The organism is Enterococcus sp. FR204 (genome assembly GCF_031143325.1).
GTDB classification, from domain to species: domain Bacteria; phylum Bacillota; class Bacilli; order Lactobacillales; family Enterococcaceae; genus Enterococcus_B; species Enterococcus_B faecium.
In genome coordinates, this window is record NZ_JAKZIW010000006.1 from 22,443 (window position 1) to 35,748 (window position 13,306).

The window sequence follows — 13,306 nt, forward strand, 5'->3', positions numbered from 1 at the left end:
AAAATGTGGCGTACTGTTTTTGATGACTTCTTATTTCTTGAAGCTCAGCACTTCTGTCATGGCTTCTTCATAGAAACTGCCATCTTCAATGCAGCCATAGGGTCTTGGCGAGTGATCGTATAGACATTTTTCGGTTCTTGCCAACTTACTTCTACGGCTCGATTCGTCGTATCTCCCATATCAATAGTTATCTTACCAAATTGTTCAGGTGCTGGCAGCCTGTTTTCTTCCAAATAGGCTACGATTTCTTTAGCTAACGGCAAGGGTTCTTGACCATCAATATTATTCCCACGGATCCGAATACGCCAATTTCCTTCTTGCCATTCAAGGTAGCTTGAACCTGCTGCTCCTTGCTGATACCCCGTGATTTGATGACCTAAATCCATTTTCTGCCCATTTGTATCGATCTCAAATGGCTGCAAGACTTGTATCGTTTCTTGACTAGAAGCAAATCCATATTGATAGAGATAAGTTGCAATAGGCGTTTCTTGATTCAATTCGTCAGCATTCAACCTGAGGGGACGATCTGATCCGTAATATAAAATAGAATAACCTTGCTTTGTTTGTGCCGCTGCGACATTGAGATAGCCAGAAGAAATCGGTACATCTAAAGGCATGGGCACGTTTGGTTGTTGTTCTTTCAATTGGTTTAAAGCAGTCTTTTCCTCATTACTTGAGGTAGCCCTTGTTTGTTCAGTAGATGAAGCCATTTTAGTACTACTTTTTTCTGTACTTGCAACAGTTTCAGATGTACTGCTTGATGGTTGCGTATTGTCTGATCTTTCAGTAATCAAACTGCAGGCGCTTAACAATAAGACAAACGGAATAAATAACATAGTATTTCTCATTATCTGCTCACTCCCTCCTATTATAAGGATACGTTTTCTTGCTTCTTTTGCCAAATAATCATTTCTTCAATTAATAAAAAAACAAAAAAGCTGTACTCGGAAATTCGAGTACAGCACGTTTATTTACTTTTCCTTATCATCGATGATATTCAAACGCACTTTTTTTGGTGCATTGATCCGAACACCGTAAACGATTGTGCGGATTGCTTTGGCAACACGCCCTTGTTTTCCGATGATACGGCCAATATCTTCAGGTGCCACTGTTAGGTTGTACTCGTAAAAATCTTTCGACTCTACGACATCTAACTTGACTTGATCAGGATAAGTGACTAGCGGACGAACGATTGTTAAGACTAAGTCGCTTAAATCTTTCATATCCGGTCACCTTATTTCTTTGAGAATTTAGCTTCGTGGTGTTTTTGCATAACGCCTTCTTTTGAAAGGATATTACGTACAGTGTCAGAAGGTTGTGCACCTTTTGATAACCAGTCAAGAACTAAGTCTTCTTTTAAAACTACTTCTGCAGGGTCTTTCAAAGGATTGTAAGTACCTACAGTTTCGATGAAACGTCCATCACGAGGAGAACGTGAATCAGCTACGACGATACGGTAAAAAGGACTCTTTTTAGAACCCATACGTTTTAAACGGATTTTAACTGCCATTATTTATTTCCACCTCCATTGTTTTATTCACAAGATGTAGTGTAACAGTTTTTTTTTACCCTGTAAAGCTTTTTTTCTTTACAGCTTGATTAAATTCGATTTTTTTAGGAAATAGCAGATTTTAGACTTCTTTTTTGTTAAAAACAAGCCACCCAGCTACGATGGATATGACGATAGAACAACATGACACTGCTAATGACTGAGTATAATCTGTAAGGTGGATTTCTTTCGTAAGATAATTTGAGGAAGAAATCAAATAAGTCGGTACATATTCTGCTACTTTAGAGAACAACCCAGCACCATAACTCAGAATGACCGTTCCCCCACTAGCCAACAGAACCGCATAATTGGAAGAAAGAAAAGCTGAATAAAATAAAATCAATGAATAAAGCCAACAGCCAAAAAAATAATAAGTAAAACTGATAAATAAAGGATGGGAGATAATCGACTGGTCCCAATAATAAATCGTGTATGCTAGCGTAATACTATAACAGCACCAATAGCTGACACTCCAAAATAGTATACCCATGATCCATTTCGACAGAAATATCTTCCATCGCTTCATCCCTTTTGTCAGCAAGTTGATGATTGTTCCGTTTTGGTATTCGCTTGTCAATATCCCGCTGAATAAAAGAAGAAAGAAAATCAACAGCATCGGAATATTTTTATAAAATTGTGTCCATGAAGTCGTTGCATCAACTATGATTTTCTGAACAGAAATCCCTGACTCTGCCAGAGTTGTTGACATAGCTTGCACTAAATAAGGAGTCAATTTAGCTAGCAATGGATTCATTATACCGAAAATCACTGTGAGCGCACTTAGCGTGATGATTTTTCCAGTACGCCAGTTTTCCTTTAGCTCCTTTTTGGCGAAGGCAATGAGTTGTCTCATGATTGAACGACCTCCAAAAAGAGTTTTTCTAGCGTAGGTTCTTCCATCTGGACTGATTGGACTGGCAATTGATATTTGGCTAGCAAATCCATAGCAAAAAGCATTTCTTCTTTACTTTTTTGTGGATAAGCTATACGCAATTCACTTCGGATCATCCCTCCAGGTAAAAGCTCTTCAAATTGTTCGCGCTCTTTTTTGGAAAAAAATACGATCTCAAACCCACTAGCATTTGTTTGCTTTTTCAATTCGTCCACTGATCCAGACAACACGATTTTTCCATTATCCAAAAAAGCAACTTTGTCACAGATACGCACCACATCAGATAAAATATGAGTTGAAAATAAAATCGTCGTTTGCTCTTTCACAGAGGATAAGATACCTAAGATTTCTTTTCGACCAACAGGATCAAGAGCAGAAGTTGGTTCATCGCAAATGAGTAATTTGGGCTCGTTCAACAAGGCTTGAGCAAGCCCTAAACGTTGTCGCATCCCTCTGGAAAATTTTTTGATCCGCTTCTTTTCATTCGACAGACCGACAAGTGACAACAGTTCATTGGTTTTTTCCTTTATCCGCTGTTTAGGCATTCCTGTGAGTTCGCCGCAAAAGATCAAATACTCGGAAGCGGTCATATAATCATAAAAAACCGGTACATCAGCTAAATAGCCGATTTCTTGATTGGTCGTTGTTTGTCCGTACTCTACTTCTTTTCCGTTCACTCGGATCGTTCCGCTGTCTTTTTTGATAAGACCTAAGATCAGTTTCATAGTTGTCGTTTTTCCAGCACCGTTTTTACCGATGAAACCAAAAATCGTCTGTTCTTCTACAGAAAAAGATAAATCATCCAGCAATTTGTTTGTACCAAAAGACTTTGAGACTTTTTCAAGTGTCAAGATAGCCACTACGCATCCTCCTTGCCAAAAATCAAATAAAGGACAGGACCGATGAACTGCATACCAACAATAACATTAATCACCCATATCATTCGATTTCCATGTTTATATGCAGAATGTGTAAAGATATGATGAAGTACATAAATAAGTAATCCAAACTGTACAATGATTAAAGGAATTAAAAACGGAAGAAATTCTTTGATGCTCATATTACTCGCCCGCCAATCGTTTTTTTAGTTTTACAATTTTTGATTTCTCAATTTGTTGAAAAATCGGATTTTCTAATGCACTCAATGCCCCTTCCCTAATGATTTTCGTGTCTCTTATTTGCTGTACCCCAAGATCTGCTCCTTCAAATATCTCATTTATCTCATCAAAATACCTATCACCATGAAGGATCCTGCCTTCCTCGCTTAAAAGTATAAGTGTCAAATCCATAAACTGTTTTAAACACTTTATTACTTGTTCTTCTTTTTCATGTTTCGCATAAGCACAGGCTGCAGCGTAAGAAAATTGAGCACAACTGTTGGGATGGACCGCCGTCAGGTTGAATGCTTGGATCACAGCATCTATTCTATTGACAGTTTCTTCTATAACCGGTAATTGAATGATTTGGATCAATAGATAATGAGTGGCTGAAGATACGAGATTGATTAAATGAGAAAACATGCTGAATTGAGTATAGCTTACCGCTTTTTTTGTTTGACCAGCGGCTCGGTACGCTTGGATAAGTAAGGTGTCGCTTTGCTGGGCAAAACGATAAGGGTCCGCTTTTTCTTCGATTTCAGATAAAGCTTCTTCTGGTTTGCCTAACTGGAGCATGACCGCTACTTTTAACAAAGAAGCATTATTGCATAGAGATAATTCTGTTGATTCTTCAACGATTTTCGTACATAACGCTTCTGCTTCAGACAGAATTGCTTGTTGTTCCTCCAGATCCTTTGTTAGCATAAAATGATTCAACCACAAAACGACTACTTGTAGAAGAAAAGGATAACATGAGTAATATTGTTTGACCGCTTTTCTACAGTCCTCCATCACATATTCAAAGGGCTCTTCAGAAAAAGCGGTGGTCCACTGCTGATAAAAGTGTCTGATTTTCTCTTTCGTCAATTGAGGATGATAGCCGAGCAGTTCATCAACAGACACATCAAAAAAACTGGCTAATTTAGGCAATATGAGTACATCAGGCATACTTTGGCCTGTCTCCCATTTGGAAACAGAAGCTTTTGTCACACCTATGAATTCAGCTAGAGTTTCTTGAGTCACGCCTTTTTTCTTTCGTAAATTTGCTACATTTTTCGATAATGATAATTCTTCCATCTTATCCCTCCTTTTTCTTCATTATATAGACTTTCTAAGAGGGTTGGCAATGGAGACTAACGATACTTCGCGATCATTTGTCAACTAAAACGAAACTTTTGCCAGTAAGTGTTTTTGTTTGCTCCAATTACTTATTTTTTGTAAGATTATTATAGATAGTTTGAAGGAGGAAAAATCGTATGACAAAAAAAATTGGATTTTTTATTGGTAGTTTAAGAAAAGATTCTTACAACAAAAAAGTAGCAGAAGCTTTTGCGAAATTGCTTCCTGAAGGGTACGAAAGTGTATTTGTAAAATTCGATGATCTGCCATTTTACAATGAGGATCTTGAAACCCCAGAAAAAGCTCCTGCTGAATGGACTCGTTTTCGTGAGGAGGTGAGCGGATTAGACGGTGTCGTTTTCGTTACTCCTGAATACAACCGCTCTGTGCCAGCAGTATTGAAAAATGCTTTAGATGTAGGCTCAAGACCTTATGGACACAGTGTTTGGGATCATAAACCAGGTTTAGTCGTTACTGCATCACCAGGTGGGATTGGCGGCTTTGGCGCAAACCACCATCTACGCCAATCACTTGTCTTTTTGAATGTGCCAACCTTGCAACAACCGGAAGCATATATCGGAAACGTTGCGAATCTAATTGATGAAAACGGCAATATCGTTGAAGGAACATTAAGTTTCTTCCAAACGATTTTAGATGCGTATCTAGATTTTTCTAACAAATTAGCAGAATAAAATCAGAACAATAATAAAAAAAGAGGCTGGGACAGAAGCGTTTAACTCCAAGAATAAGAAGGAATTCACGAAAATTGCTTTTCAAATTTTTGTGAATTTCAGCTTATTTCCGAAGGAGTTGCTTCTGCTTCCGCCGTTTATATGTGTTTAGAGCGTGAGACAAAAGTAAAGAACACTTTTGTCTCACGCTTCTTTTGTTTTATTTGCTTCTACTTTCGTACATAATGTAATTCGATAAATTCACCGAATCGTGTCGTATCTAGCAATTCAAAACGTGCTTCATAGGTTCCTTTTTGGAATAAAGGGATTCCGTCCCCTAATAATACAGGGGCAATCTGGATATACCATTCATCAATCACTTGATGTTCTACTAACGGTTTGATCAATCGACCGCCACCCACGACCCAGATATCTTTTCCTTCTGTCATTTGTAGATTTTTTAGAAAAGCAACAGGCTCTTCGTGTACGACCTCAGCATCTGGTAATTGTAATTGTGCATTGGTTGAAAAAACGAAATTCTTTTTCTCTGGATAAATTGCTTCGGTTTCTAAATATTTTTTTGCTTCTTGATAAGTTTTCCTGCCCATGATGGTCGTATCGATTGTTTCATAAAAATCTTCATAAGTGGTTTGCTCACCTGTCGGAGTGTCAAAAAGCCATTGAAGGTCATCCGTTTTCGTTGCCAAATAACCATCTAAACTTACAGCGCCATAAAATATGATTTTTCGCATGCTTTATTCGCCCTTTCTTTATTTTCTGCCGATACGTACGACCTCTTCTTTGCGGAAACAACTGTCAAGGTGATCATTGATGATCCCGACTGCTTCTAAAAAAGCATAGATTGTCGTACTGCCAATAAATTTAAATCCTCTTTTCTTTAGATCTTTTGCTAATTCATCTGAAAGAGGACTTATTGTCGGGACTTCTTCTTGTGAATGATAAGAAGAATCAACGATTTTTCCATTAGAAAACGACCAAAGATACTCAGAAAAACTGCCGAATTCTTCTTGAATCTTCAAGACTGCTTTAGCGTTTTGGACAGCTGATTCGATTTTTCTGCGATTCCGAATAATTCCTTTGTTTTCCATTAGTTCGCTCATTTTTGTTTCTCCATAATTTGCGACTTTTTGGATATCGAATTGATCATATGCTTCATCGAATGCGTCACTTTTATTTAAAATCGTCTGCCAGCTCAATCCTGCCTGATTGATGTCTAGCATCAATTTTCGGAACAGCTTTTGGTCATCATATTCAGGAACACCCCAGACAGTATCATGATATTGCCGCATACTTTCTGTTTGTTCACTCCACGGACATCTCATTTGTACCACCTCTTCGTTTAGAGTAATTGTATCAGTAAAGAATAAAAATTGCTGATAGAAAAGCTCCGGCAGTAGACATTTTCAGTCTGTACCGAAGCTGTTTTTTTCATCTTATTTCCGTTTTTTCTTTTTCTTCTTATTTTTCTTGATCATTCGATTCATCGCCATTTTGCCTAGTTTTCCTTTGACGCCTGAACCAAACATTTGGTCCATACCTGGGATGTTCATATCCCCTTTGGACATTTGTTGCATCATTTTTCTTGATTCCTTGAATTGCTTGATCATTCGGTTTACTTCAACCACACTGTTTCCAGAACCGGCAGCAATTCGGCGACGACGGCTTGGATTCAACAGATCAGGATTCGCCCTTTCTGCTGGCGTCATAGAATAAACCATCGCTTTTTTGCGTTCAACGTCTTTTGGATCTACCTTGACGTTTTCGATTCCAGGGACTTGATTCATTCCGGGGATCATTTTGATTAGATCTTCCAGTGGGCCCATCCCCATCACTTGATCGAGTTGCTCAATAAAGTCATTGAAATCAAATGAGTTTTCCCGCATCTTCTGTGCAAGTTCTTCCGCTTTTTTCTCATCATAGTCTTGCTGCGCTTTTTCGATCAGTGTCAGCATATCCCCCATACCAAGGATACGGCTAGCCATACGATCTGGGTGGAATACTTCTAAGTCAGTCAGTTTTTCACCAGAACCGATGAATTTGATTGGTGCGCCTGTCACTGAGCGGATCGATAAGGCTGCCCCGCCTCGAGTATCCCCATCAAGTTTAGTGATGACGACTCCAGTAATCCCTAATTGCTGATTGAAGCTGTCAGCTACATTGACGGCATCTTGACCAGTCATGGCATCAACAACTAGCAAGATCTCATTTGGTTGAGTCAATTCTTTGATTTGTTTCAACTCATCCATCAATGTTTCATCGATGTGCAGACGTCCTGCCGTATCGATCAATACATAGTCGTTTTTCTTTTCTCTTGCTAACTCCATCCCTTGACGAACGATTTCTACTGGGCTGACTTCTGTTCCCATGTCAAATACAGGAACATCTAGCTGTTGACCTAATACTTTCAATTGGTCGATCGCTGCTGGTCGATATACGTCCCCTGCGATTAGGAGCGGACGAGCATTTTCATTTTTCTTTAAATAATTCGCTAATTTACCGGTAAAAGTTGTTTTACCTGCCCCTTGTAGACCAGCCATCATGATAACAGTTGGTATTTTTGGTGATTTATTTAGCTCTGCTGTTTCAGAACCAAGTGTGATCGTTAATTCTTCATCAACGATTTTTACGATTTGTTGTGCAGGTGATAAACTTTCCAGCACTTCTGCCCCTACCGCACGTTCGCGTACGCGTTTAGTAAAGTCTTTGACTACTTGCAAGTTAACATCGGCTTCTAGTAAGGCAAGGCGGATTTCCCGCATCATTTCTTTTACGTCAGCTTCTGATACTTTCCCTTTTTTTCTTAGTTTTCCCATCGCCTGCTGGAGACGTTCAGTTAAGCTTTCAAATGCCATATTTTCTTCATTCCTTTTATTTATTCTTCGATTGCTTGAATTTGCTGTACATATTCAAGCAGTTTTTTATCTTCCGGATACTTATCTGTAATATATGCGGTCATCTTTTCCAATATCTGTTCTCGGACAATATAATCAGAGAAGAGATGGAGTTTTTTTTCATAATCCTCCAAGATCTTGCTTGTCCGCTTGATATTGTCATATACTGCTTGTCGACTTACTTCGTATTCTTCCGCGATCTCACCTAATGAAAAATCATCTGCATAATATAACTCCATGTAGTTCATTTGTTTTTCTGTCAATAAGGTCGAATAAAATTCAAAGAGCGCGTTCATTCGATTGGTCTTTTCGATTTCCATTCTGCTCACCTCTAGTTTTCAGCCATTCTTCATCAGAGAGCACAGTCATTTTTTGCTGAATAAAATAAGCAGTGGCCACTCCGGCGCCATTTTTTGTTATTCCGGAAAAGCTTCCATCATAAATCGAATGGGTCCCGCATGAAGGGCTTTTTTCCTTCATAATGACTAGATCAATGTGTTTTTCCTGCAATTTTTGATATGCTTTGATCGCGCCGTTTTTATACGCTTCCGTTACATCTTCGCCGCTTGTCGTCCATACTTTTGCTTGATCTTTCCACACATCGAACCCATTTCCACCAATGATTTCAGCAGGATCTCTAGGGATTGGCAATCCACCGATTACTTCTGGACAGACCATGACAGCTTCGCCAGTTTCAACTAGTTCCATCAATTCTGGTACTTCTTTTTTCTGTCCATCATAGCGACAGGCTAGACCGCCTAAACATGCACTGATTCCAATCATTGACTGCTCTTCCTTTCTATTCAGCAAAGTGCCTTCCTATTATACCATTTATTTCTTTTGTAAAATAGCCCCTTGTACTGATTCTATGCTAAAATATAAACAGAATGAAACCTATTTAAAGGAGATTTGAATGAAAAAAATACTAGTTGTTGATGATGAACCTTCTATTGTGACGCTCTTGACGTTCAATTTGGAAAAAGAAGGCTATAAGGTAACCAGTGCCGCAGATGGAGGCGAAGGATTAGAATTAGCATTAGAACAATCATTTGATTTCATCATTTTAGATGTGATGCTTCCAACAATGGATGGCATGGAGATCACTCAGCGGCTGCGTCAAGAAAAAAATGAAACACCGATTTTGATGCTGACGGCTAAAGATGATCAAGTGGATCGGATCATTGGTCTGGAGATAGGTGCTGACGACTATTTGACCAAACCATTTAGTCCACGTGAAGTATTAGCCCGTATGAAAGCCATATTCAGACGGATCGAACCTCGTAAGCAATCAAAAGATGAAGCTGAACCTGAATATCTATCGATTGGACAAATCACTGCTGATTTGACCAATTATCAAGTCACCGTAGACGATCATCTGATTGAACTCACACCGAAAGAATTTGAATTACTCGTTTATTTCATGAAACGAAAAGACCGTGTGATCGATCGCGACACATTGCTAGACCGCATTTGGAATTTTGACTTCGCAGGACAAAGCCGAATCGTAGATGTGCACGTTAGTCATTTGCGAGAAAAAATCGAGCGAGATCCAAAACATCCAAAGTACTTGGTGACTGTTAGAGGATTTGGCTATAAGTTTCAGGAACCAAAACGATGAAATGGAAAAAAGTTTATGAACGTCTCTTCTTTCTTATTCTTTTGATTAGTTTATTTTTTGGTGGTTGGCAATTGATCTCCCATTATTTCCAACAACAGATCGTCGAACAGCAAGAAAGCTACCTGACAAAAAAAGCACAACTACTGATCCGGCAATTAGATGTCGAAAACCTCCAAGCGGCGCAAAACAAAACTGCTTTGGAAGAATTCGTCCATCAGTCGAACGAACGGATCACTTTAATGGATACTACTGGAAAAATCTTATTTGACACAAACAATGAAACATTGAATGAACAGCGAAGTTCTCGTCCAGAAATAAAAGCTGTATTGAATGGTGGGAACCTAGGTAGCGCTTTGCGCAAAAGTACTACTTTGAATGAGGATCTTTTATACGTCGCATTACCAGTCAAAAAAGGAGGCCAGTTAGAAGCCATTTTACGTATCGCAGAACCGACAAGCGGATTTTTACCGAGAACGGAAAGTTTTCGCCGTTGGGTCTTTTTCTTCTTTCTGTCTTTCTTCCTTGTTCTTGCAGGAATGATCTATTACCTGATCTACCAAAAAAATCAGCCTTTGAAAACTGTCCTGCCTGTTCTTAGAAAAATGGTACAAAATCCAAACCAAGCAGAAGTAATCATGCAGACACCTGACCAATGGGAGGAATTGTATCAGACGATCAATGCGCTGAGCGAACAAATGAGTAAGATGTATCGAGCGTATACTACAACAGAAGAACAATTGTACACATTATTAAACGAACTGATGATAGGCGTATTCCTGATTGATGATGCTGATTCTCGTTTACTACTGCTTAATCCAAAGATGCAGTTGCATTTAAATGTGACCAGCTATGAACCTGAACAACGGTACACAGAAGTCATCCAAGAGCCAAAACTCATTCAGCTGATTCACCAAGTGACTCCTGAGCATCCGCTGATCCATCAGGAGATCACCATCACTGAAGGACGACAGACATTAGACTTGAGTTTGCGCTACTTTACTAATTCAGAAGGTACCGGACAGATTCTAGGGGTGGCGTATGACTTAACGAAAGTGCGACGTTTAGAAAAGCTACAAAAGGATTTCGTTGGCAACGTCTCTCACGAATTAAAAACTCCTGTGACTTCATTGATTGGTTTTACCGAGACTTTATTGGATGGTGCAAAATATGACCCGCAAACTCTGACTTCTTTTCTTGAGATCATGCAAAAAGATGCGATTCGGTTAGATAAATTGATTCGGGAAATCATCCAGCTGTCAAAAGACGGTGAGAATTCTTACGAAATCCAGACGATTTATACAGAACCTTATTTCCACCAAATCGTTCAAAATTATCAGCCAATCATCGAAAAGAAACGGTTGACGATTCGATTGATTGGAAAGAACGAACCATTTACTACTAAAACAGATATCCTTTATCCAATCCTCAAAAACCTGATTGAAAATGCTGTCCAATATTCAAAAAACGACAGCGAGATCATTATCCGTTATCAGGCAACAGATGAATTATCGTTTTCTGTCCAAGACTTTGGTATAGGTATCGACATTGAGGATCAGGAACGGATCTTTGAGCGTTTTTACCGTGTAGACAAGGCGCGAAGCCGGCATTCAGGTGGGACCGGACTAGGGTTAGCGATTGTAAAAGACTACGTGCAACTCCTTCATGGGACGATTACTGTAGACAGTCATCTTGGAACAGGCTCGACTTTCACCGTTACCATTCCGAAAAGCAATTAAATAAGGCCTGCTTGCAGCAATGTTTAGATGTCTAACGATCATCTACTACGCTGAAAAGCAGGCTTTTTATTAGCTAAAAACGCTGAGCCACATGTTATAAATCTTTGTCATGATGTGTAGCTGTCTTTTCTGACATCTTTACAATCAGCTCCTGGTTCATTTTCTGATAAGCATCTATAGCATAATCAGCAAAACTTTGTGTTTTTTGATTCAAATAATCCGTTAATTTTTCGGGATGATTTACTATTAATTCTCTTGCTTGTTGGTCTGTACTTGCTAACTCTTTCGATAGATGGTCTCGAACTTTTTGGCGAGTTGGTAAAGTAATATTTTTCTTGAAATCACTATAGTATGGCTTCGTCAAGATGTTCGTCAACCGATATGTCCAGTAAGCAGAAATATCATCTGGCATATCTGTTCCTTTTTGATAAGCTTCGGGTGTCTCGCTTATAGTGCTATAAAATGGTATATAATTGCTTGTATCAGGAATCCCCAACGCTAACCAATGGATACCACTGATTTCTTCTGGTACATTGTTTCTTATCTGTAGAATATGAGATTCCATCGTATTCGGCACAGAGATTGGACGATACTTATCTGGCTTTGTCCCTTCGATGGTATCATATTCAGTACCATTAAAGTGTAATGTCATGATATAAGCTGTTTCTGCAATTGAAATAGGTTTATCTGGTTTGATGAACATCTCAAATGAACGGTCTGTTATTTTTTGTTTCTTTGAAGGTGTCAGTTTTCTCTGTGCATCCCATATCCTAGGAAGATTGTATTTTTCATCCTTTGACTTATCTGCAAATATGTCTCTTAAAGAAATATCCCGTTTCGTATTTATCAGTTGATTCTTTTCTAAAAAAGAATCTAAATCTGCTGAACAAAGATAAGAATCTTTGTCCTTCAAATCAAATGAATCAATTGACAACATATTAGGAATAACTGCATAACAGTCATCTGGAACTTTGACAGCTGCCCACTGATGACCACTAAGTATCTCCATATACCAGATTTCATTTTTATCAGAGAAAATCACACCATTTGTCTCCGCAGCTCCTTGCTTAGCAACGATTTTTCCTAATCGTTCTACTCCTGCTCTTGCTGAATCAATATAAGGAAGGGTCACTGTCAACATAGAGTCTTCTGCGATACCATGCGCATTATATGGATCTTTTTTCAATATCTCTTCCTTTGTCGTAGCTGATTCAGTAGCGCTCATTGCAACGTTCTTGCTATTGATACCATCTTCTTCAAATAATCCTTCTGACGTATCCCATTCTGGGGTCGCTGTGTACTTCAGCTGTTCTTTCGGAAGATCAAGGGTAAATCCATTCCCTTTTGATACAAAATGTGAAGGATTCGTATTTTCTTTTCTGACAACAAAGTGTTTGGACCAAGCCGTGTTCAGATCTTCATTTCTAGCAATCATCGTTGATCCATCTACTGAAGCATTTTTTCCTACTAAAATCGTCGTACAAGCATCAATGGAAACGGATAAGAAAATCCCATACAGTACACCTAAAAATAAACTAAATTGAAGCAATCTTCTATTTTTCATTTGAAGCATCCCTCCTAATTTTATAAAAACGCTTTCAAAATGATTATAGGACACCTGAAGTAAAGATTTAATTGGTTTTCTATAAGTTCTAGATAAAAATTTGCTTTGTTTTTTATACAGAAAGAAGCTTAGAAAATACAATTTTTTG

16 protein-coding genes are annotated in these 13,306 nt (G+C 38.6%); 3 read left to right on the forward strand and 13 right to left on the reverse strand.

Annotation, left to right across the window (positions count from 1 at the left end; genetic code table 11):
* Positions 1–56 precede the first annotated feature (56 nt).
* The 7 genes from RG571_RS02790 to RG571_RS02820 all read right to left on the reverse strand — a co-directional run bounded on the left by RG571_RS02790 (position 57) and on the right by RG571_RS02820 (position 4,615).
* Positions 57–848 (reverse strand): hypothetical protein, encoded by a 792-nt coding sequence (locus RG571_RS02790; protein WP_002290279.1) that lies wholly within the window; start codon positions 846–848, stop codon positions 57–59.
* A gap of 123 nt (positions 849–971) precedes the next feature.
* Entirely contained in the window at positions 972–1,223 is a 252-nt protein-coding gene (locus tag RG571_RS02795) for a KH domain-containing protein (RefSeq protein WP_002290277.1), read from the reverse strand.
* An 11-nt stretch (positions 1,224–1,234) separates the two neighbouring features.
* A complete protein-coding gene (rpsP, locus tag RG571_RS02800) occupies positions 1,235–1,510 on the reverse strand; it encodes a 30S ribosomal protein S16 (RefSeq protein WP_002290274.1) in 276 nt (91 codons plus the stop codon).
* 121 nt (positions 1,511–1,631) lie between these two features.
* Positions 1,632–2,402, reverse strand: coding sequence for an ABC transporter permease subunit (locus RG571_RS02805; protein WP_002290271.1), 771 nt, complete (start codon positions 2,400–2,402; stop codon positions 1,632–1,634).
* Positions 2,399–3,301: an ABC transporter ATP-binding protein gene (locus RG571_RS02810; RefSeq protein ID WP_002290269.1), complete on the reverse strand. Its 903-nt coding sequence runs from the start codon at positions 3,299–3,301 to the stop codon at positions 2,399–2,401. Before RG571_RS02810 ends, RG571_RS02805 begins: the two co-directional genes overlap by 4 nt.
* A complete protein-coding gene (locus RG571_RS02815) occupies positions 3,301–3,501 on the reverse strand; it encodes a PLDc N-terminal domain-containing protein (protein WP_308947494.1) in 201 nt (66 codons plus the stop codon). Before RG571_RS02815 ends, RG571_RS02810 begins: the two co-directional genes overlap by 1 nt.
* Before the next feature lies 1 nt (position 3,502).
* Entirely contained in the window at positions 3,503–4,615 is a 1,113-nt protein-coding gene (locus RG571_RS02820) for a helix-turn-helix transcriptional regulator (protein ID WP_308947493.1), read from the reverse strand.
* 179 nt (positions 4,616–4,794) lie between these two features.
* Here RG571_RS02820 and RG571_RS02825 point away from each other — a divergent pair, with 179 nt between their 5' ends.
* Entirely contained in the window at positions 4,795–5,349 is a 555-nt protein-coding gene (locus RG571_RS02825; RefSeq protein WP_002290264.1) for an NADPH-dependent FMN reductase, read from the forward strand.
* A gap of 209 nt (positions 5,350–5,558) precedes the next feature.
* Here RG571_RS02825 and RG571_RS02830 read toward each other — a convergent pair whose 3' ends face one another.
* The 5 genes from RG571_RS02830 to RG571_RS02850 all read right to left on the reverse strand — a co-directional run bounded on the left by RG571_RS02830 (position 5,559) and on the right by RG571_RS02850 (position 9,023).
* Complete coding sequence (locus RG571_RS02830; protein WP_195193630.1) at positions 5,559–6,080, reverse strand: dihydrofolate reductase family protein; 522 nt, start codon at positions 6,078–6,080, stop codon at positions 5,559–5,561.
* 18 nt (positions 6,081–6,098) lie between these two features.
* Positions 6,099–6,671, reverse strand: a complete 573-nt coding sequence (locus RG571_RS02835) for a DNA-3-methyladenine glycosylase I (RefSeq protein WP_002291600.1) — start codon at positions 6,669–6,671, stop codon at positions 6,099–6,101.
* Positions 6,672–6,782: 111 nt separating this feature from the next.
* Positions 6,783–8,201 carry a signal recognition particle protein gene (gene ffh, locus RG571_RS02840; RefSeq protein WP_002291602.1) on the reverse strand — a complete coding sequence of 473 codons (1,419 nt, stop codon included), beginning with the start codon at positions 8,199–8,201 and terminating at the stop codon, positions 6,783–6,785.
* Positions 8,202–8,221: 20 nt separating this feature from the next.
* Entirely contained in the window at positions 8,222–8,560 is a 339-nt protein-coding gene (locus RG571_RS02845) for a putative DNA-binding protein (protein ID WP_002291603.1), read from the reverse strand.
* On the reverse strand, positions 8,520–9,023 hold the full coding sequence (locus RG571_RS02850) for a DUF523 domain-containing protein (protein WP_002291604.1): 504 nt from the start codon (positions 9,021–9,023) through the stop codon (positions 8,520–8,522). Before RG571_RS02850 ends, RG571_RS02845 begins: the two co-directional genes overlap by 41 nt.
* A 130-nt stretch (positions 9,024–9,153) precedes the next feature.
* Here RG571_RS02850 and RG571_RS02855 point away from each other — a divergent pair, with 130 nt between their 5' ends.
* Together RG571_RS02855 and RG571_RS02860 are read left to right on the forward strand one after the other, a co-directional pair.
* On the forward strand, positions 9,154–9,858 hold the full coding sequence (locus tag RG571_RS02855) for a response regulator transcription factor (protein WP_002291606.1): 705 nt from the start codon (positions 9,154–9,156) through the stop codon (positions 9,856–9,858).
* Positions 9,855–11,594, forward strand: coding sequence for an ATP-binding protein (locus RG571_RS02860; RefSeq protein ID WP_195193631.1), 1,740 nt, complete (start codon positions 9,855–9,857; stop codon positions 11,592–11,594). The genes RG571_RS02855 and RG571_RS02860 overlap by 4 nt, the downstream gene beginning before the upstream one ends.
* A gap of 94 nt (positions 11,595–11,688) precedes the next feature.
* On the opposite strand, the gene RG571_RS02865 is transcribed toward RG571_RS02860, so the two are convergent.
* A complete protein-coding gene (locus RG571_RS02865; protein ID WP_308947492.1) occupies positions 11,689–13,158 on the reverse strand; it encodes a C69 family dipeptidase in 1,470 nt (489 codons plus the stop codon).
* Between the last annotated feature and the right edge of the window lie 148 nt (positions 13,159–13,306).